General features: G+C 48.2%; 17 protein-coding genes. 14 read left to right on the top strand and 3 right to left on the bottom strand.

All coding sequences use genetic code 11. The features are described from left to right. The 6 genes from sufB (at position 1) to A8F97_RS04905 (ending at position 6,741) form a co-directional block, all read left to right on the top strand. A complete protein-coding gene (sufB, locus tag A8F97_RS04880; RefSeq protein WP_014700369.1) occupies positions 1–1,500 on the top strand; it encodes a Fe-S cluster assembly protein SufB in 1,500 nt (499 codons plus the stop codon). 97 nt (positions 1,501–1,597) lie between these two features. After that, positions 1,598–2,344 carry a Fe-S cluster assembly ATPase SufC gene (gene sufC, locus A8F97_RS04885; RefSeq protein WP_014700368.1) on the top strand — a complete coding sequence of 249 codons (747 nt, stop codon included), beginning with the start codon at positions 1,598–1,600 and terminating at the stop codon, positions 2,342–2,344. Then, entirely contained in the window at positions 2,319–3,665 is a 1,347-nt protein-coding gene (sufD, locus tag A8F97_RS04890) for a Fe-S cluster assembly protein SufD (protein WP_033071659.1), read from the top strand. The genes sufC and sufD overlap by 26 nt, the downstream gene beginning before the upstream one ends. After that, positions 3,665–4,888, top strand: coding sequence for a cysteine desulfurase SufS (gene sufS, locus A8F97_RS04895; protein WP_014700366.1), 1,224 nt, complete (start codon positions 3,665–3,667; stop codon positions 4,886–4,888). The genes sufD and sufS overlap by 1 nt, the downstream gene beginning before the upstream one ends. Positions 4,889–4,921: 33 nt before the next feature. Continuing rightward, on the top strand, positions 4,922–5,338 hold the full coding sequence (gene sufE, locus A8F97_RS04900; RefSeq protein ID WP_015730707.1) for a cysteine desulfuration protein SufE: 417 nt from the start codon (positions 4,922–4,924) through the stop codon (positions 5,336–5,338). A 380-nt stretch (positions 5,339–5,718) separates the two neighbouring features. After that, positions 5,719–6,741: a L,D-transpeptidase family protein gene (locus tag A8F97_RS04905; protein WP_014700364.1), complete on the top strand. Its 1,023-nt coding sequence runs from the start codon at positions 5,719–5,721 to the stop codon at positions 6,739–6,741. Positions 6,742–6,922: 181 nt separating this feature from the next. Here the strand turns inward: A8F97_RS04905 and A8F97_RS04910 are convergent, their stop codons facing one another. Further along, positions 6,923–7,159 carry a major outer membrane lipoprotein gene (locus A8F97_RS04910; protein ID WP_005970385.1) on the bottom strand — a complete coding sequence of 79 codons (237 nt, stop codon included), beginning with the start codon at positions 7,157–7,159 and terminating at the stop codon, positions 6,923–6,925. A gap of 314 nt (positions 7,160–7,473) precedes the next feature. Then, positions 7,474–8,886, bottom strand: a complete 1,413-nt coding sequence (pykF, locus tag A8F97_RS04915; protein WP_025918570.1) for a pyruvate kinase PykF — start codon at positions 8,884–8,886, stop codon at positions 7,474–7,476. A gap of 628 nt (positions 8,887–9,514) precedes the next feature. On the opposite strand from pykF, the gene licT reads away from it, so the two are divergent. The 7 genes from licT (at position 9,515) to A8F97_RS04950 (ending at position 19,836) form a co-directional block, all read left to right on the top strand. Continuing rightward, the gene (gene licT, locus A8F97_RS04920) at positions 9,515–10,378 is read left to right on the top strand and encodes a BglG family transcription antiterminator LicT (protein ID WP_014700362.1); all 864 of its coding nucleotides are present in this window, start codon (positions 9,515–9,517) and stop codon (positions 10,376–10,378) included. Between the two features lie 438 nt (positions 10,379–10,816). Then, positions 10,817–12,718 carry a PTS beta-glucoside transporter subunit IIABC gene (bglF, locus tag A8F97_RS04925; RefSeq protein ID WP_033071658.1) on the top strand — a complete coding sequence of 634 codons (1,902 nt, stop codon included), beginning with the start codon at positions 10,817–10,819 and terminating at the stop codon, positions 12,716–12,718. Between the two features lie 35 nt (positions 12,719–12,753). Continuing rightward, positions 12,754–14,154 (top strand): glycoside hydrolase family 1 protein, encoded by a 1,401-nt coding sequence (locus A8F97_RS04930; protein ID WP_033071657.1) that lies wholly within the window; start codon positions 12,754–12,756, stop codon positions 14,152–14,154. A 31-nt stretch (positions 14,155–14,185) separates the two neighbouring features. Continuing rightward, the gene (locus tag A8F97_RS04935) at positions 14,186–15,742 is read left to right on the top strand and encodes a carbohydrate porin (RefSeq protein WP_033071656.1); all 1,557 of its coding nucleotides are present in this window, start codon (positions 14,186–14,188) and stop codon (positions 15,740–15,742) included. 64 nt (positions 15,743–15,806) lie between these two features. Next, positions 15,807–17,438, top strand: a complete 1,632-nt coding sequence (locus A8F97_RS04940; RefSeq protein ID WP_033071655.1) for a DUF5060 domain-containing protein — start codon at positions 15,807–15,809, stop codon at positions 17,436–17,438. An 87-nt stretch (positions 17,439–17,525) separates the two neighbouring features. Then, positions 17,526–18,716, top strand: coding sequence for an alpha/beta hydrolase (locus tag A8F97_RS04945; protein WP_310793606.1), 1,191 nt, complete (start codon positions 17,526–17,528; stop codon positions 18,714–18,716). 106 nt (positions 18,717–18,822) lie between these two features. Further along, complete coding sequence (locus A8F97_RS04950) at positions 18,823–19,836, top strand: nucleoside hydrolase (RefSeq protein WP_033071653.1); 1,014 nt, start codon at positions 18,823–18,825, stop codon at positions 19,834–19,836. Positions 19,837–19,991: 155 nt separating this feature from the next. On the opposite strand, the gene A8F97_RS04955 is transcribed toward A8F97_RS04950, so the two are convergent. Further along, complete coding sequence (locus tag A8F97_RS04955) at positions 19,992–20,288, bottom strand: hypothetical protein (RefSeq protein WP_014700353.1); 297 nt, start codon at positions 20,286–20,288, stop codon at positions 19,992–19,994. A gap of 488 nt (positions 20,289–20,776) precedes the next feature. Between A8F97_RS04955 and nrfA the strand changes: the two genes are divergently transcribed. Next, the gene (gene nrfA / locus A8F97_RS04960) at positions 20,777–22,210 is read left to right on the top strand and encodes an ammonia-forming nitrite reductase cytochrome c552 subunit (protein ID WP_025918561.1); all 1,434 of its coding nucleotides are present in this window, start codon (positions 20,777–20,779) and stop codon (positions 22,208–22,210) included. Positions 22,211–22,250: the final 40 nt, after the last annotated feature.

Here is a 22,250-nt window from a genome sequence, read left to right on the forward strand (position 1 = left end):
ATGGCACGTAGCACGGTAGATGTACCTGATGATGTCCAGATCTGGATGGGTGATGGACGCTATAAAGAAGGTTTCTTCACGCAACTGGAGACCGATGAGCTAGCGCACGGCATCAATGAAGATGTTGTCCGGGCAATTTCGGCGAAGCGTAATGAACCTGAGTGGATGCTGGAATTCCGTCTTAACGCTTACAAAGCGTGGCTGGAGATGGAAGAACCGCATTGGCTGAAAGCCCAGTACGAGAAACTCGACTATCAGGACTATAGCTATTATTCCGCGCCTTCCTGCGGTAACTGCGACGATAGCTGTGGCTCTGAGCCCGGCGCCAAGCAGCAATCCGGGATTACGGACGTGAATAATTACCTGACTAGCGAAGTGGAGAATGCCTTTAACCAATTGGGTGTTCCCGTCCGCGAAGGCCAGAAAGTCGCGGTCGATGCCATTTTCGACTCGGTGTCCGTTGCGACCACGTATCGGCATGAACTGGCTGAAAAGGGCATTATTTTCTGTTCATTCAGCGAGGCGATTCAGGAACATCCCGATTTGGTACGTCAGTATCTCGGTACTGTAGTACCGGCGAACGATAACTTCTTTGCCGCGTTAAACTCAGCGGTCGCTTCTGACGGCACGTTTGTGTACATCCCGAAAGGCGTGCGCTGCCCGATGGAACTGTCGACGTATTTCCGTATCAATGCGGCAAAAACCGGTCAGTTCGAGCGTACGATCCTGATCGCCGATGATGACAGCTACGTCAGCTACATCGAGGGTTGCTCCGCGCCTGTTCGTGACACCTACCAACTGCACGCCGCGGTGGTGGAAGTGATCATCAACAAGAATGCCGAAGTGAAATATTCCACGGTACAGAACTGGTTCTCCGGTAAAGATGACGCCGAAGGCGGGATCCTGAACTTCGTGACCAAGCGCGCGCTGTGTGCGGGTGAGCATTCGAAAATGTCATGGACGCAGTCGGAAACCGGTTCGGCGATCACCTGGAAATACCCGAGCGTCATTCTGCGCGGTGACTATTCCGTCGGCGAATTCTTCTCTGTCGCCTTGACCAACGGTCGTCAGCAGGCCGATACCGGCACCAAGATGATTCACATTGGTAAAAACACCCGTTCGACCATCATCTCCAAAGGGATTTCTGCCGGGCGCAGCGAGAACACCTACCGTGGCCTGGTGAAGATCATGCCGAGCGCGGCCAATGCCCGTAACTTTACCCAGTGTGATTCGATGCTGATCGGCAGCGAATGCGGTGCGCACACGTTCCCGTATGTGGAAGTGCGCAACAATACTGCACAGTTGGAGCATGAAGCGACCACGTCGAAAATCGGCGATGACCAACTGTTCTATTGTCTGCAACGCGGAATTAGCGAAGATGATGCTATCTCAATGATCGTAAACGGTTTCTGTAAGGACGTTTTCTCTGAGTTGCCGCTGGAGTTCGCGGTAGAAGCACAAAAGTTACTGGCGATTAGCCTGGAACACAGCGTGGGTTAATTCGGCGGTTGCCGGGATTTTCACAGACTAATAATGAGAATCATCGGTCCCGGAATTCATTAAGCGTCCGTCATATTGGGCGTTGGAAGGAATAAGCATGTTAAGCATCGAAAATTTAAAAGTTAGCGTAGAAGGTAAAGAGATCATCAAAGGGCTTAATCTCACCATTAAGCCGGGTGAAGTGCACGCGATTATGGGCCCGAATGGCTCAGGGAAAAGTACGCTCTCCGCAACGCTGGCTGGACGTGAAGAATATGAAGTGACTGACGGTTCGGTCAGCTTCAAAGGGAAAGACCTGCTGGAATTGTCTCCAGAAGATCGCGCGGGTGAAGGCGTCTTCATGGCGTTTCAATATCCGGTAGAAATCCCCGGCGTCAGCAACCAGTTCTTCCTGCAAACCTCTGTGAACGCGGTGCGCAAATACCGTGAACAGGAACCGCTGGATCGCTTTGACTTTGCCGACTTTATCGAAGAAAAGATCAAGCTGCTGAATATGCCGGAAGATTTGTTGACCCGCTCGGTCAACGTGGGCTTCTCTGGCGGCGAGAAGAAGCGTAACGACATTCTGCAAATGGCGGCGCTGGAGCCGGATCTGTGCATTCTGGATGAAACTGACTCCGGGCTGGATATCGACGCACTGAAAATCGTCTCTAACGGCGTGAACTCCCTGCGCGACGGCAAACGTTCGTTCATCATCGTCACGCACTACCAGCGTATTCTTGATTATATCAAACCGGATCACGTACACGTTCTGTATCAAGGTCGCATTGTGAAATCCGGTGATTTCTCGCTGGTGAAACAGTTGGAGGAGCAAGGCTATGGCTGGCTTACCGACGGGCAATAATGTGACGAGCGAGAACGCAACGGGTAAGACCAGCATCGTGCAGAAACAAGAACACGCGCTGCAACAATGGCGTGGCCTGTTTGAACGCGATGCGTCACGCCGTTCTGACGATGCGAACCAACACTGGCAGGACGTGGTGCGTCTTGGCTTACCGCACCGTAAGCATGAGCACTGGAAATACACGCCGCTGGATGGTTTGCTGAGTAACGAATTTGTCGCACCGCAGGCGCAGTCTATCGACCGTGCTGCGGTGGATGCGCTGGCATTCGCGGTGGATAGCTGGCGTCTGGTGTTTGTCGATGGTGTGTTCAATGCAGAACTCAGCGATAGCGCATGGGGACCTTATCAGGTTGATGTACAGGCATCGCATGCGCGTGGCGCGTTGCCTGCGGCGATCCAGCCCGAAGTGTTCCTGCATCTGACTGAAAGTCTGGCTAGTACGAGTACATTGATTCGTCTGGCTGCCGGGCAGCAGGCGGAAAAACCGCTTTACCTGCTGCACATCAGCAGCAGTCAGACGGCAGCGTTGAATACGGTTCACCATCGCCATCATCTGAACGTTGAACGTGGTGCCAGTGCGGAAATTATCGAGCATTACGTCAGTCTGGACGAACATGCGCACTTTACCGGTGCACGCCTGACGGTGAATGCGGCGGAAAATAGCCAGGTTAGCCACTATAAGCTGGCGTTTGAAGCGGCGGCGAGCTACCACTTCGCGCATAACGATCTGGTTCTGGCACGCGATGCCCGGGTTCGCAGCCACAGCTTCCTGTTGGGCGCAGGGCTGACGCGTCACCACACCAGTGCTCAGTTGAACGGCGAAGGGACGAATCTGTCCATGAACAGCCTGATTCTGCCTGTCGGCAGCGAAGTGTGTGATACGCGAACGTATCTGGAACATAATCAGGGCTATGGCGAAAGTCGCCAACTGCATAAGGTCATCGTCAACGATCGTGCCAGAGCGGTGTTTAACGGCATGATCAAGGTTGCGCCACATGCGCTGAAAACTGACGGACAGATGACCAACAACAACCTGTTGCTGGGCCGACTGGCGGAGGTAGACACCAAACCGCAGTTGGAAATCTATGCGGATGACGTGAAATGCAGCCACGGTGCCACTATCGGTCGGATGGACGAAGAACAGTTGTTCTATCTCCGTTCCCGCGGTATTACGCAGCAGGATGCGCAACAGATGATCATCTTCGCCTTCGCGGCGGAAGTCACAGAAGCGATTGAAAACGAGTCTCTGCGAGATGTGGTTCTGGAACGTATCGCGCAGCGTTTGCCCAACGCGCTGGCGAATGCCGGCAAGGCGGTATGATGAGTTATCCTATTGAACGGGTTCGTGCCGATTTCCCGCTGCTGGCAAGTGAGGTTAACGGCCAGCCGTTAGCCTATCTTGATAGCGCGGCGAGTGCGCAAAAGCCGCAGTCGGTTATCGAGCGCGAAGCCGAATTCTATCGCCATGAATACGCCGCTGTGCACCGCGGTATTCATACGCTGAGCGCGCAGGCGACCAGCGCGATGGAAGCGGTGCGCGAGCAGGTGGCATCCTTTATCAATGCTGCCTCAGTGGAAGAGATTGTTTTTGTACGCGGTACAACGGAGGCCATCAATCTGGTGGCTAACAGTTATGGCCGTACCTTCATCCAGCCGGGCGATAACCTGATCATCACCGAGATGGAGCATCACGCGAATATTGTTCCCTGGCAGATGCTGGCAGAAGCGCGTGGCGTTGAAGTTCGCGTATTGCCGCTGGCTGAAGATGGTTCGCTGGATGTCGCGCAGCTTCCTGCATTGCTGGATGAACGTACTCGCCTGCTGGCAGTGACGCAGATATCTAACGTATTGGGCACGCTGAACCCAGTAAAAGGGATGATTGCACAGGCAAAAGCGGCGGGCGCGGTGACGTTGATCGATGGTGCGCAGTCGATTATGCATCAGCCTGTCGATGTACAGGATCTGGACTGCGATTTCTTTGTCTTTTCAGGGCATAAGATCTACGGTCCTTCGGGTATTGGTGTGCTGTACGGCAAACGTGACCTGCTTCAGGCCATGCCGCCGTGGGAAGGCGGTGGGGCGATGATTCGTCAGGTTAGTCTGCGAACAGGCACTACCTATGCGGATTCGCCGTGGCGCTTTGAAGCCGGCTCGCCTAACACGGGCGGTATCATGGGCCTGGGTGCCGCACTGGATTATGTGACGGCACTGGGACGTGAAGAGATTCAGCGCTATGAATCCTCTTTGATGCAGTACGCGCTGGAAGCGTTAACGCAGGTGCCTGATTTAACACTGTATGGCCCGGCTGAACGCCACGGTGTGATTGCGTTTAATCTTGGGCAGCACCACGCCTATGATGTGGGAAGTTTCCTCGATCGGTACGGTATTGCGATTCGCACCGGCCACCATTGCGCGATGCCGCTGATGGAACACTATGGTGTTCCCAGTATGTGCCGCGCCTCGCTGGCCGTTTATACTACGCGCGAAGAAATTGACCGGCTGGTTGCCGGATTGCAACGTATCCATCGATTGCTGGGCAGTTAAGCGCTGCGCGCGAACCTGTCCGGGGAGGAAACCATGGCGAGTCTGCCAGAACCGCAGAAGCTGGCGCGCAATTTTGCGCGCTGTAATGACTGGGAAGAAAAATATCTGTATGTCATCGAGCTAGGGGAGCGTCTTGATCCACTGCCCGATGAGTGGCGTAATCCCGATAACCTGATCTCTGGGTGCCAGAGTCAGGTGTGGATTGTGACGCAGCCGGATGAGCAGGGCGTGATCGTTCTGCACGGCGACAGTGATGCCGCTATTGTGAAAGGCCTGATCGCGGTCGTTTTCAGCCTGTATCAGGGGCTGACAGCGCGGGAGATTGTTGAGCTGGATGTGCGGCCGTTCTTTGAATCGCTGGCGTTGAATCAACACCTGACGCCATCCCGCTCGCAGGGGCTTGAGGCGATGCTACGTGCGATTCGTGCGCATGCCGCTGCTCTGCTTTAATTTTCTTTCCTACTTTATCTGAGTATAAAAAAGCGCTGTGACGGAAAAAACGTTCGGCGCTTTTTGTTTTTTTCATTTACTGATTTTTACCAACGATACGTTATTGTTTTCCAGTTCATTTATTAACTCGCTGATATTTCAGAATTCGTCCCGTATATTTATTTCCCGCTAAATTTTATGCTGACTTTGCTTTGTAAAGAATTGAATATCAATGCGTTGATTTTTAAATCAAATATTCTTTTGTTACAACAATGCTAATATATACCCACGTCCGGTGGAAAGAGGCAGCAACAGCCGCATTGAACACCAGGTCGAGAGGTACAGCCGGATACTGCATTCTGGGTACACAACCAGATGTTATTGATTGTAGGGAATTTACTATGAAACGCGCGTTAACTTTACTTGGTATGGCCTTTGCGACATACCTGGCCAGCACCGCCGCCAGTGCGACGGAATACCCGCTACCGCCACCAAACAGCCGTCTTATCGGTGAGAATATCGCTTATACGGTCCCTAATGACGGCCGCCCGCTGGAAGCTATCGCGGCGGACTTCAAGATTGGCCTATTGGGCATGCTGGAAGCGAACCCAGGAGCAGACCCTTACTTGCCGACAGCGGGTTCCACCCTCACGATCCCGACGCAAATGCTGCTGCCGGATACACCGCGCGAAGGCATTGTGGTCAATTTGGCGGAGCTACGGCTCTACTACTATCCGAAAGGGAAGAATACCGTCATTGTTTACCCGATCGGTATCGGTCAACTGGGGCGCAATACGCCATTGATGACGACCAGCGTAAGCGAGAAACGTGAGAATCCGACCTGGACGCCAACGGCGAACATCCGTAAGCATTATCTCGAAGAGCAGGGCATTAAGTTGCCTGCTGTTGTTCCGGCTGGCCCAGATAACCCGATGGGGTTACATGCGCTACGTTTGTCAGCGCATGGCGGCGTTTATCTGCTGCATGGCACGAATGCGGACTTCGGTATTGGTATGCGGGTAAGCTCTGGCTGTATCCGCCTGCGCCCAGATGACATCAAGGCGTTGTTTGATAACGTGCCAGTCGGTACGCGTGTACAGATCCTTAACGATGCGATTAAAACCTCCGTTGAACCGGATGGCAAACGCTACGTTGAAGTGCATCAGCCTTTGTCGAAGACCGATAAAGACGATCCACAAACGATGAAAATTCCGCTGACGGCAAAGACGCAGAAATTTGTTAAGGATGCGGAGACAGACAGTAAAGCCGTTGCTGATGCGATTGTGCGCCGTTCCGGTATGCCGATTGTGGTTAGCGTAGGGCAAGATATCAATACCTACCAATCGCCGGTCGAGTCGTCTCCAGAAACGCCTGAGACGCATCAGGTTGCACCAATCACCTCTATTAACACTACCTCGCGGTAATGATGAGATAAGTCAGCCAGATGCGTTTCAGACGCATCTGTGCTGCTTCAGCGTGTAGGGTGGGGGAGGGAATATACCCGATAACGTGAAAAAGGGATTGAAGATAAAGGTTGAAAGAATAAAACGAAGGCAAAAAAAATGGCGCACATTGTGCGCCATTTTCACTACTTAACCAGCTCGATTACTTTTTGTAAGTACGAACTTGGTTGTCCAGACGCTGGTTAGCACGAGCTGCGTCATCTTTAGCAGCTTGTACGTCAGAGCGGATTGCGTTCACGTCGTTGCTCAGTTGGTCAACTTTAGCGTTCAGAGTCTGAACGTCAGAAGACAGCTGATCAATTTTAGCATTGCTTGAACAACCAGCAAGCAGAGTAGAACCCAGGATTACCGCGCCCAGTACCAGTTTAGTACGATTCATTATTAATACCCTCTAGATTGAGTTAATCTCCATGTAGCGTTACAAGTATTACACAAACTATTTTCTAATGAGAATAAATTTTTGATGAGAACATGCTTAATTTTGATCGTTCGCTCAAAGAAACAGCGAGTTTTACCTATTCATTAAAAAAGTAAGGAAAACAGCGCTATTTTTGTCGGATAACTCTGAGGCTTAAGGCTATTAAAAAGGCGTGTTACACAAAGGCATTAATTAGGTTATCGTGCTGTAGAAAGTCATTTCAGAATATAAAAAAAGCGCCATTAAGGCGCTTTTTACCGATCGGATTGTTAGGATCAGATACGGTGTACGGAAACGGTATTGGTTGTGCCGCTAGAAACCAGTGCACCAGATACCATCACTACCACATCACCCGCTTGCGCATAACCGCTATTCAGCGCGGCTTCTTTACCAATGCGGTAGAAATCATCCGTAGAAGCGATTTCTTTCACCAGCAGTGTATCAATGCCTTTGCTCAACAGCAGTTGGCGCGCGGTGACATCGTTAGTCGTCAACGCCAGAATACGAGCGTTCGGGAAGTATTTGCGGATAGATTTGGCTGATTTACCGCCGCTGGTTGCAACCACAATCAGCGGTGCATCCAGTTTTTCTGCGGTTTCTACCGCACCGCGGCAGACCGCTTCAGTGATACGCAGGATCCCAGGTGTTTTGATGGTATCCAGACGGCTTTTCATCACGGAATCGGTACGCTGACAGATCGTTGCCATGATGGTAACGGATTCCAGCGGGTATTTACCTTTCGCACTTTCGCCAGACAGCATAACGGCATCGGTGCCGTCGATGATGGCGTTAGCGACGTCACCAGCTTCAGCACGGGTAGGGCGTGGGTTCTTGATCATTGAATCCAGCATTTGCGTCGCGGTGATAACCACTTTGCGTGCCAGATTACATTTTTCGATCATCATCTTCTGCGCGAAGATCACTTCTTCAACGGGGATCTCAACGCCCAGGTCGCCACGGGCAACCATGATACCGTCAGAGGCTTCCAGAATGTCGTCGAAGTTGTTCAGACCTTCCTGGTTTTCGATTTTAGAGATGATCTGGATGTGCTCGCCACCGTGTGCTTTCAGGTGAGCGCGAATTTCTTCAACGTCGGAACGTTTACGAATAAAAGAGGCAGCAACGAAATCGACGCCTTGTTCGCAACCGAAAATCAGGTCGCGTTTGTCTTTTTCAGCCAGAGCTGGCAACTGGATGGAAACGCCTGGCAGGTTAACGCCTTTGTTTTCGCCCAGATCGCCATTGTTCAGCACTTTACAGACGACATCGTTGCCGTTGATCGCCGTAACCTGCATACCGATCAGGCCGTCATCAACCAGAACGGTGTTACCGACGCTGAGGTCTTCGGTGAAGCCAGCGTAAGTGACAGCGACGCGATCCTTGTTACCCACGATGCTTTGATCGGTGGTGAACGTGAACGTTTGGCCTGCGGTCAACGTGACGTCAGCGCCGTTTTCCAGCTTCATGGTACGAATTTCTGGGCCCTTGGTGTCAAGCAGGATAGCCGCTTTCTGACCGGTTTTTTCCATGACGGCACGCAGGTTCTTGATGCGTTGGCCATGTTCTGCGTAATCCCCGTGAGAGAAGTTCAGGCGCATAACATTCATGCCGGCAGACAGCAGGTTGCCAAGCACTTCTTCTGACTCTGTTTTCGGCCCGATGGTACAAACAATTTTTGTCTTTTTCATACGATAGTTTCTACAAGTTGTGATGGATAAAAAAACGAGTGAACCAGTGGCCGTGTGAGGCAAGCCGCTGGAAAGAATGCATGGAGGAACGGTATAAAAGAGGTAAGTATAGAGGGTCGTAGCGAATGGGTGATGAAGTGCGCAACCGCTCGTCGCATGGGATTCGCGGGGGCTAGCGTTGGCGATGCCGTTGATAATAATGTTATTGATAGTGGCACGTTGTTTAGCTGAAACCATTCAATTGAAACGACGTTTCGTATTATAGTTATTAAGCGGCGAGAAACAAGGTGGTAAAAGGTCAGAAATTGAATATTTCAGTGCGTTTACGCAAAAAACTGCGCGATTTGGTATTTTTACCTAACTTTGTTGCGCAACTGCCTAAGAAACCCACTGTATAAATACGCTATTGCGGTAGATTGATTCCTGTAATAGCCAACAATAAATAAAGTGCGTGTAAGCGACATGCTTTTCTGGCGATCCGCATCACGTTTTTGTGTCATTCTCCTTGAGAAGATGAATGCAGATGGTAGTTTACCAGTCATTGCGGATTGTTACTGCGTAAGCAGGCAAAACCAGATGCTCGTTCTTGCTACGGGTGTCTGGTTTTTTTGTTTCCAGGGTTTGAAAAATGAAGATTGCCAAAATACTCAATAATAATGTCGTCACCGTAATCGACGAAAACAATAATGAGTCGGTTGTGATGGGACGCGGGCTGGGCTTCAAAAAGCACTCTGGCGATCTGCTGGACGAAACGCTGATTGAACGTGTGTTTGTGATGAAGTCAGGAGAACTGACCTCACGCCTACAGGAGCTGTTATCAGAGATTCCGCTGGATGTCATCACAACGGCAGACAAGATCATTCTGCTGGCAAAAACGCGTTTGCCTGGGAAACTGCAAAATAGTGTCTATATCTCGTTAACCGATCACTGCCACTTTGCGATAGAGCGCCATAAACAAGGCGTAGATATCCGCAATGTGCTGTTGTGGGAAATAAAGCGCCTGTATCCAAAGGAATTTGCTGTTGGTCTGGAAGCGCTGGATATTATTGAACAGCGCCTTGCTGTGCGGTTACCGGAGGATGAGGCCGGATTTATTGCTCTGCATTTGGTGAATGCGCAACTTGATAGCGAAATGCCTGAAGTCTTGCAAATCACCAAGATCATGCAGGAAATACTGAATATTGTAAAATATCAACTGAGTCTGGATTATAACGAACAAGCGTTAAGCTACCATCGTTTTGTTACGCATTTGAAGTTTTTTGCGCAGCGATTAATAGGAAAAAACACCGTGTGTAGTGATGATGAATCACTACATGACGTAGTGAAAGAAAGATATCAATTGTCTTATCATTGCGCAGAGAAAATACAGTTGCATATTATTCAAAAGTACCATTACACGTTAACAAAAGAAGAATTGATGTTCTTAACTATTCATATTGAACGTGTGCGAACGGAAGGGCAGGATAAAATAGAACCCGGCGATGGAGAATAAATTCTGCTAATTTGCTTTTCGTCACAAAATAGCCGCGTGGCAAGATAAATTCCTTGCGTGCGATGGAAATGAAAGAATAAAGTATGTGTGGAAAGTAAATTATCAGATAACATTTTTATTGTCGGCAAGTAGATAGCGCTGACAAACAACGAGGATTGTTACTGTCAGGCGGCTAGTTTAGGCGGGCAGGCAAAACCTAAATCGTTTTCTCAATGATTATTGGGAAAAGCGAGTTAGGTTTTTTTTTGTCTCAAATCGAGCTGGTAAATATAACTTATTGATATTTAAGTCTGTTTATATCCTAAATAATTCGAGTTACAGGAAGGCGGCAAGAAAGTGAATCCCGATAAGCTTACTCGGGTAAGTGATTCGGGTGAGCGAACGCAGCCAACGCACATGTAGCTCGAAGTATGACGGATATAGCATTAAGGATAGACGATGGAATACAAAGCATTAGCAAGTGAGATACTCGATGGTGTCGGTGGGCGAGGCAACATTATCAGCGTGATACATTGTGCAACCCGACTGCGTTTTAAACTAAAAGATAACAAAAAAGCGGATGCTGCTACGCTGAAGAATAATTCAGGCGTGATCATGGTAGTGGAAAGTGGCGGGCAATTTCAGGTCGTGGTGGGTAATCATGTTAGTGATGTCTATCGCAGTTTATTAAATGTATCGGGGCTGGGCGATCAGGCTGATGCGACAAATAATGAGGAAAGTGATGAGAAGAAAGGGAATCTTCTTTCCCGCTTCATCGATGTCATTTCTGGGATATTTACGCCGCTAATTGGGGTCATGGCCGCATCGGGTATTTTAAAAGGTTTTCTTGCTCTTAGCTTGGCCTGTGGTTGGATAATTGAAACCAGCGGCACCTATAAAATGTTATTTGCTGCAAGTGATGCATTATTCTTTTTCTTCCCCGTGGTGTTAGGGTATACCGCAGGGAAAAAATTTGGTGGAAATCCCTTTGTTACTATGGTGATTGGTGCCACATTGGTTCATCCATCAATGATTGCTGAATTTGGTGCGATGCAGCATGCGGATTACCAGTCGCTTTATTTCCTTGGTATCCCGATTACGTTCATCAATTATGCTTCATCCGTTATTCCGATTATTTTCTCCGCATGGTTCTCTTCCCGTCTGGAAAAACCCCTAAACGCTATATTGCATATTAATATCCGCAATTTCTTCACGCCGCTGTTGTGCCTCTGTATTACGGTCCCCGTCACGTTCTTATTAATCGGTCCAGCAGCAACCTGGCTTGGACATATGCTAGCTAGCGGTTACCAACTGATTTACGAGCTTAATGCTGCGATTGCGGGTGCAATGATCGGGGCGCTGTGGCAGGTCTTCGTGATTTTCGGCCTGCATTGGGGACTGGTGCCGCTGATGATGAATAATCTCGGCGTGTTGGGGCATGACACTATGCTACCGCTATTGATCCCTGCGGTATTAGGGCAGGCGGGCGCGGTGCTTGGCGTACTGTTGCGCACGCGTGATATGAAGCTGAAAGGGATTGCGGGTTCGGCGTTCTCGGCAGCCATTTTTGGTATTACGGAACCTGCAGTATATGGCGTTACGCTGCCGCTAAAACGTCCTTTCATTTTTGGTTGTTTGGGGGGCGCATTGGGCGCTGCGATTTTGGGGTATTTCCATACCACCATTTATTCTTTCGGCTTCCCGAGCATCTTTACCTTTACTCAGGTTATCCCACCGACAGGTGTCGATACTACGGTTTGGGCTGCCATTATCGGTACAGCAATCGCCTTTACCTTCGCTGCTGTGGCTACCTGGGCCTTTGGGATCCCGCCGCAAGAAAATACTGCAGCAGTAAATGCACCGGCAGCGGCACCGCAAGCCACGCATAACCAAAATGATGCAACGCGTAAACAAGCAATCAATAGTCCGATTGAGGGCATCGTACTGCCGCTGGAACAGGTTGGCGACGAAACGTTCGCGAGTGGATTAATGGGAAAAGGCATTGCGATCAAGCCACAAGCCGGGCGTGTGGTTTCTCCGGTGAATGGGACGGTTGCTTCGCTGTTTAAGACCAATCATGCCATTGGCCTCGAATCGGAAGACGGTGCCGAGGTGCTCATCCACGTCGGTATCGATACGGTGAAACTGGATGGTCGGTATTTTACTGCGCACATTAAGACCGGTGATGTCGTGAAGCAGGGCGACCTTCTGGTGGAGTTTGATTATCAGGAGATCGAGAAAGCCGGTTATGACACGACAACCCCCGTCATTATCACGAATAGCGAAAACTACGTTGATGTTCTGCCTACCGCCGGAAACACCGTGCAGGAACAGGGCGCACTGTTGACGTTAATCCGCTGAAATTGACATTTACGACCCAATTGGGAGGAGAAAAAATGAGCCATCAGTTTCCGAAAGAATTCTTGTGGGGCGGCGCGATTGCGGCCAATCAGGTTGAAGGTGCGTATTTAACGGACGGCAAAGGGCTATCAACGTCCGATTTACAGCCGCAGGGCATTTTTGGCGAGATTGTTATGCGTACCCCGGGTGACAGCGGAATTAAAGACACCGCGATCGATTTTTATCACCGCTATCCCGAAGATATTGCGCTATTTGCTGAAATGGGCTTCAAATGCCTGAGAACCTCAATCGCCTGGACGCGCCTTTTCCCGCAGGGCGATGAAACCCAGCCGAATGAAGCAGGACTGGCATTTTACGATCGCCTGTTTGATGAAATGGCAAAATACGGCATTCAGCCACTGGTGACGCTGTCCCATTATGAAATGCCGTTCGGTCTGGTGAAGAATTACGGCGGCTGGGGAAGTCGTGAAACGATTACGTTCTTCGAGCGCTACGCTCGTACGGTATTCCAGCGCTATAAAAACAAAGTGAAATATTGGCTGACGTTTAACGAAATTAACTGCGCATTACATGCACCATTTACAGGAATTGGTTTACCTACTGAGAGTAGTAAGCAGGATATTTATCAGGCGATTCATCACCAGCTCGTTGCCAGCGCTAAAGCGGTGAAGGCGTGTCATGACATCATCCCTGATGCCAAAATTGGCAATATGATGTTGGGTTCCATGTTCTATCCATTAACCTGCAAGCCTGCGGATGTAATGGAAACGATGCAGCAGAATCGCGACTGGCTGTTCTTCGGTGATGTACAAGCCCGAGGATATTACCCGGCGTACATGAAACGTTTTTTCGCACAGCACGGCATTACGTTGTCGGTAACCGAAGACGATCGCCAGTCTCTGAGGGAAACCATCGATTTCATCTCGTTCAGCTATTACATGACGGGCTGCGTAACCACCGATGAAGAAGTGAACCAGAAAGCCCGTGGCAATATTCTGAATATGGTGCCGAACCCGCATCTGGAAAGCTCGGAGTGGGGCTGGCAGATCGACCCGGAAGGGCTGCGCTATATCCTGAATTATCTGTATGACCGCTATCAAAAACCGCTGTTCATTGTGGAAAATGGGTTGGGTGCCAAAGATAAACTTGAGAGTGATGGCAGCATTAATGATGACTATCGCATCAAATACCTGAACGATCACCTGTATCAAGTAGGCGAAGCGCTGGAAGATGGCGTTGAGGTGATGGGTTATACCTGCTGGGGGCCTATCGATCTGGTGAGTGCATCAAAAGCCGAAATGTCGAAACGCTACGGTTTCATTTATGTCGATCGCGACGATGAAGGAAACGGCACATTAGAACGTCGGCGTAAGAAAAGTTTCTATTGGTATAAAGAGGTAATAGAAAATCAGGGAGCTTCATTGTCTAAATATTAAAATGAAAATAATTTATCGAGGGTAAATAAAAATGAATCCTACAAAGATTGCATTAGCTATATCATGTTTGCTATTGCCTCTTAGTATTGCCCAGGCTGAGAAGTTAAGTTTAGAGCAGCGCTTAGAAATTCTTGAAAAAGAGTTAGATAAAAACAGGGATGAGCTTCGTGACACTAAAAAAGAATTTATGGAGTATAAACAAAAAAATGAAAATAAGGTTATAACATTAGCCCCTTCGGCGGGGGGGGGAGATAATCAAGAGGCGAAGTTAATGCTTGATAAGCCTGTTGTTCAATCAGTGACTATGAAAGACATTAGTAAATATGTAAAGGATGATATTGGGTTTACGTATTCGGGGTATTTTAGAACTGGTTGGTCTGCGGGGAATAATGGTTCTCCTAAAAGTTATGCTATTGGTTCTCTCGGTAGATTTGGTAATGAAAACAGTACGTGGTTTGATTTGTTTCTAAAACAACGGGTGTATCGTGATGGAGATAAAAGTGCCACTGCTGTAATAAAATTAGATGGTCAAGTCGGTCAACAGTATGAATCAAGTTGGTTCGGTGATGACAGTGCAAATGAAAATAAGCTACAATTCTCAGATGTATATGTTACTACAAAAGGTTTTTTACCTTTCGCGCCGGAAGCTGATTTTTGGGTGGGTAAACATGCTTTACCTGTTTATGAAATTCAGATGCTTGACTGGAAAAGTGTGAGAACGAGTTCCGGTTCAGGTGTCGGTATCGAAAATATTAACCTTGGCAAGGCAAAGCTGGATGTGTCTTTGACGAGAGAAGATATTGATGTTAATAACAGAAGTCGAACGAGTAAAAAGCAAGAAAATACAAACTCAATTGATTTGCGATACCGAAATATTCCTTTGTGGGATCGTGGTTCATTAACTTTGGCTGGCCGTTATACAATGGCGAATAAAACTAATGAGCAAAAAAATAATGAGGATAATGGAACGTCATACAAACTCAAGGATGCTTGGATGACGGCAGCTATTTTGAGACAAGAATTTCAGGAGATGAGCTTTAATGAATTTACCTTGCAGGTTGCTAATAATTCAATAGCGAGCAGTTTCTCTCGCTCTACGGGTTCAAGTCCATTTCTTGGATTGAATGGCATTTATTATGGTGACCATACAAACGGTTTAGCCTGGCGTGCTATTTCACAGGGGGAAGCATTTATAACAAATAATATCTTGATGGCAAATGCGGTTGTATTTTCTAAAGGCAGTGATGTTTATAGCTATGAATCTGGCGCACATTCTGATTTTGAAAGTTATAAAATGGTTGTCAGACCCGCTTGGGTATGGGATAGATCGAACCAGACTGGTGTTGAGTTAGGTTGGTTCTACCAGGAAAATACCGCTAGCGATGGACGTAAACTGAAAGAGAAGGGATATAAAACCACGTTGTACCATGCGCTAAAAGTCGATACGAGTATGCTTACATCTCGACCTGAAATTCGTTTATATGGTACTTACCTTAAATCTCAAGAAAATGAGTTGACTAACTATAGTTTCAGGGATGGAAAAAAAGATCAGTTTACCGTTGGTATCCAGTCTGAAGTTTGGTGGTAATACTGATACCGAATTTACATTTCAAGTTATTTATTTTTCTGGGTCAGTGTATCGAGGAGATACTATGAATAGCATCCGTAAATATAAAATACCATCGCTGAAACTTTCTATGGTTGCACTGTCTGTGCTGGCTTCAACTTATGTAATGGCGGCGGAGTCCATTCCGAATACTTTTAAAAAATGGGAAACACAAGATTTTGTCTTTGAAACAAAAGAAAAAATGGACAATCCCTTTGATCAGGACTTAATCGCAACATTCACCAACGATAAAACGGGTAAAACCTATGTTTCACACATGTTTTATGATGGTGAAAGTCAGTATGTTAGTCGTGTTTCTTTACCAGAAGAAGGGAAATGGGTTTATGAAATTAAAGGTGATATCAAAGATCTTAATGGCAGGTCAGGAGTTGTAACCGTAAGCACTGCCTCTTCAAAAGGCAAGGTTATCGTTGATCCTGCTACAAAGAAGAGCTTTAGATATGAAAATGGGGATATTTATACCCCACATGCCTATGAACTGGACTGGTTATTTAGTCTTGATAAAAATGATGCCAGTTTGGCACAAACTAAATCCATTGTTAATTATATTAAAACAGGTGGTTTTAATCAGGTATTAATGAATGTTTATGGGTATGGTGCTATAAACACGGGGGGATGGGTCACTAAAGATATTGATGCGCGTTATAATTTCAATAAGGTAACGGAGTTTCCATTTTTAGGGACGAATTCTAAGCCAGACTACTCTTCACTAAATGTGGAGTTTTTCAAAGCACTTGATAAAAAAATCGCTTACCTGAATGAACAAGATATTCAGGCGCATTTAATGATTTATGTATGGAATAAATCTGTCAATTGGGCTCCGCTGGGAAGCAAAGAAGATAAACGATTCTTTGATTATGTTATTAAACGCTATAGCGGTTATGATAATATCATTTGGGATGTTGCTAAAGAAGCCATGGATTATAATCATGCAAATGCGCAGTTCTTAAATGATAAAATTGATCGAATAAAATTCTTGGACTCAAATAAACACTTGATTACGTTGCATGATTTTATTTATGCACAATCCCCATTCCTGGCTGCAAATCTTGATTATATTTCCATTCAGGAATGGTCCCCGGATATCGCTAAAAAAACATCGGATCTTGTAGCGCTTCATCCAAATAAACCCGTTCATAATATTGAGAATGGATGCTACGAGACAACAACGCATCGTATTTTCAATGGTGCTTATAACACTGCGGAAGCTTGTCTTAACCGGAATTATGAAATCTACTTCAACGGCGCATTTACAAGTCATTACTGGCAAAATACATCATGGTTCGAATTGAATTATGAACCACAGAAATTGCCTAAAGATAAGCAGCCTAATATGGCTTATCAGAGAATATTTAAATCTTTTGTTGATAAATATCCTTTGACGCACTGGAAACCTCATCGCTTCAATTTCGCTACCTGGTCACTGGTTAATGATAAGGAAGGGATCGTGTTCTATTTACCAGCAGATGGTGATGGTATAAAAGGGCATCTAACTCCCGATTATAAAGACGATAAGTTTGAAATGACATGGATCTCAACGCTCACAGGTAAAGAATATAGTGCAGGTATAAGAGATGTGAGATATGTCTGGATTGATGCTAACAAGCCGCCTGAACTGGTCGGCAAACCCGCCATTTTGCTCATGAAAAAAATTTAAGAGCCATGAAAAACGTTGGCACCGCTGAGGCGGTGCCGTCACATTTAGCAAAAACAGACTCGATTACGTGATAGTCGGGATGGGATTATGCGAATGAACATGAAGAAAATATCTTTATCATTATTGACCCTGAGTATGCTGGCTGGCGTTTCTATCAATGTGTCTGCACTCCCCGCCGATTTTCCTGTTATGCCTGCGGCAACTGTTCCCGTGAGCCAATATGTCTCGGCGGTTAATGCCGATAGCAGTATCACTTTTCGCCTGTTTGCGCCCACGGCGAAACAGGTCAGTGTTTTTACCGGTTCGACACCTGATAGCATCGTTTCCCACGCGATGACGAAAGGTGAATCAGGCGTATGGTCGTTCAAAACGCCGGTGCTGGCACCGAACCTGTATGAATATTTCTTCAGCGTTGATGGTTTCCGTACCATCGATACCGGGACAGCGTTTACCAAGCCACAGCGTCAGGTGAATACCAGCCTGATTCTGGTGCCGGGGAGTATTCTGGATGTGCGTCAGGTACCGCACGGTGAGCTGAGAACGCTAACTTATCACGCCAACGCATTGAAATCAGAGCGTCAGATGTATGTCTGGACGCCGCCGGGTTATAGCGAATCGTCAAAACCGTTACCCGTGCTCTATTTCTATCATGGCTTCGGCGACACGGGCGCATCTGCCGTGGTGCAGGGGCGGATACCGCAGATAATGGACAACCTGCTAGCAGAGAAAAAAATTGAGCCAATGCTGGTCGTCATCCCTGATACGGAAACCGATATTCCTGGGATTATCCCAGAAGAATATCCACCGCAGGAGCGGCGTAATGTGTTCTATCCGCGTAACGCGTTAGCAGCGGACAGGGAACTCATTCATGACATTATCCCCGAGATCGGCAAACGCTTTAACGTCCGCCAGGATGCGAACGGCAGGGCGCTGGCTGGATTGTCTCAAGGCGGCTATCAGGCGTTGGTATCCGGCATGAGCCACTTGGATCATTTTGGCTGGCTGGCAACGTTCAGCGGCGTGACCACTGAAACGGTGCCGAATACTGCGGTTGCTGCACAGCTTGAGCGACCTGAGCAGATTAATCGGCAACTGAAGAACTTCACGGTGGTGATTGGCGAAACTGACAACATCACGGGCAAGGACATCGCGGGTTTGAAAGCGGTACTGGAGCAGAAAAACATCCAGTTTGACTATACCCATTACCCTAACCTTGGCCATGAGATGGATGTCTGGCGGCCTGCCTACAGCGAATTTGTTCAGAAGCTTTTTAAATAGCGTCTTCATGCTGAGGGCTGAATAGTCGCATGCCCGCTTTCTCTGATGGCAGCTTGAATCATCGGGCTGCCATATCAACGACGGCTCAGCACAGTTAAGGATAATTATGTTTATTCACAGATATTTTTCTCGGTTTGCCATGCTGATAGTGGCATTGCAGTTTCTCAGCGCGTTCGCCGTCCAGGCGCAAGCGTCACCTTTTGATGTAGCCGATCATAAACAGATCCGCGTCATTATCAGCGCTGATGCGAAAAACGAGGCTGACGATGATTTTGCCGTTGCTCATGCAGTACTCACGCCAACGATGCAGGTGAAAGGGGTGATTGCTGCCCATTATTCGCGTACCGCACCGTTGATGAAGCGTGATGGCGAAAATAGCATGATGGAAAGTTATCAGGAACTTCAACGCCTGATGAACGTGATGGGAAAAACTGACGTCCCCGTTTATCGCGGTGCAACGCAGGCGCTGAAGGTTGATGGCGGTGCGCCTGTGTTGAGCGAAGGTGCGCAAATGCTGATCAAGGAGGCATTAAAAGACGATCCGCATCCGTTGTTTGTGTTAGTCATGGGGCCGATTACGGATATTGCTGCTGCGCTGCAAGCTGAACCGAAGATCGCCAGCAAAATGACGGTAGTGTGGATTGGCGGCATGCCTTATCCGAAAGGCGGCTGGGAATATAATATGTTCAATGATCCAGTCGCGGCGAACACGGTATTCAAATCTCAGGTGCCATTGTGGCAGGTTCCGCATGATGTCTACATGTCTGTGCGCGTCTCGCTGTCTGAACTTGCGGTGCGCGTTAAGCCACAGGGGAAAGTCGGGGAGTATCTGTGGCAACAGCTCATCGAGTTTAATCGTGCGATTTCCGAAACCATAAAAGATGTTCCCTGGCCGAAAAGCGAAGTCTGGGTATTAGGTGACAACCCCTCGGTTTCTCTACTGTTGGATGACCACGAATACCATTACACGCTGGTCAACGCGCCACAGTTAAACGACGATCTGACCTATGCACCTCAGGAAAATGCACGCCAGATTAGGGTGTATAACGCGGTTGATGCTCGCTTCACGCTGGAGGATTTTTACGCCAAGCTGGCGCTAGCCTGCGGAAATAAAGAATAAGATCGTGACGGAGTAGTGCGGAAAGCACACCAATCTGCCACTACACGGAGTGGCTTGTTACGGTGAATGCATTTCCTATGATGGCCTTGGTGAAGCCACCAGAATGATGAACGCGGCAAGCGTTCATGTGGTGTTTATCGCGACCCTACCCGGTGTTATGGCTGTGTATTGATCGGCTTGGTGACGTCTCTATAGCGCTTAATGCCAACGGCCACAGCCAGCAAGGTTAGGACGATAAAAAACACCATGGGGAGAAGGAACGTACTTGCTGATTCCTCGTAGACGACAGAATTTTCTTCATCAAAGTACCGACCCAATTCATTGAATTTATTACGGTATGGCCAGTAAAGTATAAAGTAGAGGGAACCGAACAGGCTGGCCATTATGGTGGAAAATATGGCTGCGATGGCCAGCAAAATTTGTGAAAAACGCGGCATTCCTTTTTTGCACACAACAAACTCCTTAATGCGCCCCAATTGGGCTACAGTCGTACAGTAAAAACAGCATAATCTATCAATCGATTAAATGGGTCTTCCTCCCTTCCTTTACCGTGGGAGAGGAAAACAATGCCTTCCTCTGAGGCGATTGACAAGCCCTTAACTCTGCATTTCAAACCATGTGCTGAAAGTTTGTTCTTTTGATGATATCCCCATGAAAAATAGTCTATTAACTCTTTGGTATGATCTGATGCGCTCCGATGTTGGGATCTTGTTAAGGCACTAAAGAGTCATGAGCTAACCATTAGTGGGAAAATGGGACAACCTTCATACATTCCTCGATACGATTCATTACTTTTCTTTACCTTTGATCAAAAACAATATTTAGGATGCATCTTTTTGCTATTTATAGCACCGAGTAATGTCACGACAGTTGGTGTGGTTTCTGTCGAATGGATAACTAAAACGACCGCCGGCAGGCGGCTTAATTTGGACACAAACGCATGGTCAGGATAAGCATGTCAGTCTCCTATCTGTGGGGCATGGTAGCCAGTCTCTTTCTACTGATGCCAGCCTATTCCGCTGATGTTCCGGCGCCGTCTTCCCCCGCCCCAATAGAAGCAAGAAATTCAACGTTCATCAATCAACACCCCGATCAGTTCAACTCATGGAAAGCGACCAGCGAACAAGCTGAGCGCCACGATGCGTTGGCAGAAGACCCTATGATGGTGATCCTCTGGGCGGGTTACCCCTTTTCCAGAGACTATAACAAGCCGCGTGGTCACGCTTATGCGTTAACAGACGTGCGCGAAACGCTACGCACCGGTGCACCGAAGACGGCGGAAGATGGTCCGTTACCAATGGCGTGCTGGAGCTGTAAAAGCCCGGATGTGGCACGGTTGATCCAGCAAGAGGGTGAAGAAGGGTACTTTAAAGGTAAGTGGGCACGAGGCGGGCCGGAGATTGCTAACGATCTCGGCTGTGCAGACTGCCATGACACCGCGTCACCCGATTTTGCGCAGGGTAAACCGGCGCTGACGTTGTCCCGCCCTTATGCTGAACGTGCGATGGAAGCGATTGGTAAGCCGTTTGATCAAACCAGTCGGTTCGGACAGCAGTCTATGGTCTGTGGGCAGTGCCACGTTGAGTATTATTTTTCCGGTAAAGACAAGGCCGTGAAGTTCCCATGGGATAACGGTACGAAAGTCGAAGACATGGAGAAATATTATGATGCTATTTCCTTCTCCGACTGGACCAACCCTCTTTCCCGTACACCGATGCTGAAAGCTCAACATCCAGAGTATGAAACCTGGAGCATCGGTATCCACGGTAAAAACAACGTGACCTGTATCGACTGCCATATGCCGAAAGTGAAAAACGCAGACGGCAAGCTGTACACCGATCACAAGATAGGTAACCCCTTCGATAAGTACGGCGAAACCTGTACCAATTGCCACACGCAGGATAAAGCGGCAATGCAGGCGGTTGTCGCCGAGCGTAAAACGGCTATTCAGGAATTAAAACTGAAAGCAGAAGAGCAACTGGTGCATGCGCATTTTGAGGCTAAAGCGGCCTGGGATGCCGGTGCAACCGAAGCTGACATGCAGCCAATTCTTATGGATATCCGCCATGCGCAGTGGCGCTGGGATCTGGCCGTCGCCTCTCACGGCATTCACATGCATGCGCCGGACGAAGGTTTACGGATGCTCGGCACCTCGCTGAGTAAATCCGCTGAAGCGAGAACCAAGCTGGTGCGTCTGCTGGCTCAGAAAGGGGTGACTGGCGAAGTCAAACTGCCGGATATCTCGACGAAAGAGAAAGCGCAGCAGGCGATCGGGCTCAACATGCAGCAAATAAAAGCCGAGAAACAGGATTTCCTGAATACGGTGGTGCCGCAGTGGAATGAGCAAGCGCGTAAAGCTGGACGACTGAACTAATAACCCCATCGCCCGCGGACGCGGGCGATCATAAAGTGGA

It is taken from the genome of Pectobacterium parmentieri (assembly GCF_001742145.1).
GTDB classification, from domain to species: domain Bacteria; phylum Pseudomonadota; class Gammaproteobacteria; order Enterobacterales; family Enterobacteriaceae; genus Pectobacterium; species Pectobacterium parmentieri.

What these genes read in the sequence shown, in the direction of transcription:
- A8F97_RS04950 (WP_033071653.1), top strand. Translation starts at nt 18,823, where the DNA reads ATGTTTATTCACAGATATTTTTCTCGGTTTGCCATGCTGATAGTGGCA.
- bglF (WP_033071658.1), top strand. Translation starts at nt 10,817, where the DNA reads ATGGAATACAAAGCATTAGCAAGTGAGATACTCGATGGTGTCGGTGGG.
- A8F97_RS04935 (WP_033071656.1), top strand. Translation starts at nt 14,186, where the DNA reads ATGAATCCTACAAAGATTGCATTAGCTATATCATGTTTGCTATTGCCT.
- A8F97_RS04910 (WP_005970385.1), bottom strand. Translation starts at nt 7,159, where the DNA reads ATGAATCGTACTAAACTGGTACTGGGCGCGGTAATCCTGGGTTCTACT.
- sufD (WP_033071659.1), top strand. Translation starts at nt 2,319, where the DNA reads ATGGCTGGCTTACCGACGGGCAATAATGTGACGAGCGAGAACGCAACG.
- sufB (WP_014700369.1), top strand. Translation starts at nt 1, where the DNA reads ATGGCACGTAGCACGGTAGATGTACCTGATGATGTCCAGATCTGGATG.
- A8F97_RS04945 (WP_310793606.1), top strand. Translation starts at nt 17,526, where the DNA reads ATGCGAATGAACATGAAGAAAATATCTTTATCATTATTGACCCTGAGT.
- sufS (WP_014700366.1), top strand. Translation starts at nt 3,665, where the DNA reads ATGAGTTATCCTATTGAACGGGTTCGTGCCGATTTCCCGCTGCTGGCA.
- A8F97_RS04905 (WP_014700364.1), top strand. Translation starts at nt 5,719, where the DNA reads ATGAAACGCGCGTTAACTTTACTTGGTATGGCCTTTGCGACATACCTG.
- sufC (WP_014700368.1), top strand. Translation starts at nt 1,598, where the DNA reads ATGTTAAGCATCGAAAATTTAAAAGTTAGCGTAGAAGGTAAAGAGATC.
- sufE (WP_015730707.1), top strand. Translation starts at nt 4,922, where the DNA reads ATGGCGAGTCTGCCAGAACCGCAGAAGCTGGCGCGCAATTTTGCGCGC.
- licT (WP_014700362.1), top strand. Translation starts at nt 9,515, where the DNA reads ATGAAGATTGCCAAAATACTCAATAATAATGTCGTCACCGTAATCGAC.
- nrfA (WP_025918561.1), top strand. Translation starts at nt 20,777, where the DNA reads ATGGTCAGGATAAGCATGTCAGTCTCCTATCTGTGGGGCATGGTAGCC.
- pykF (WP_025918570.1), bottom strand. Translation starts at nt 8,886, where the DNA reads ATGAAAAAGACAAAAATTGTTTGTACCATCGGGCCGAAAACAGAGTCA.
- A8F97_RS04930 (WP_033071657.1), top strand. Translation starts at nt 12,754, where the DNA reads ATGAGCCATCAGTTTCCGAAAGAATTCTTGTGGGGCGGCGCGATTGCG.
- A8F97_RS04940 (WP_033071655.1), top strand. Translation starts at nt 15,807, where the DNA reads ATGAATAGCATCCGTAAATATAAAATACCATCGCTGAAACTTTCTATG.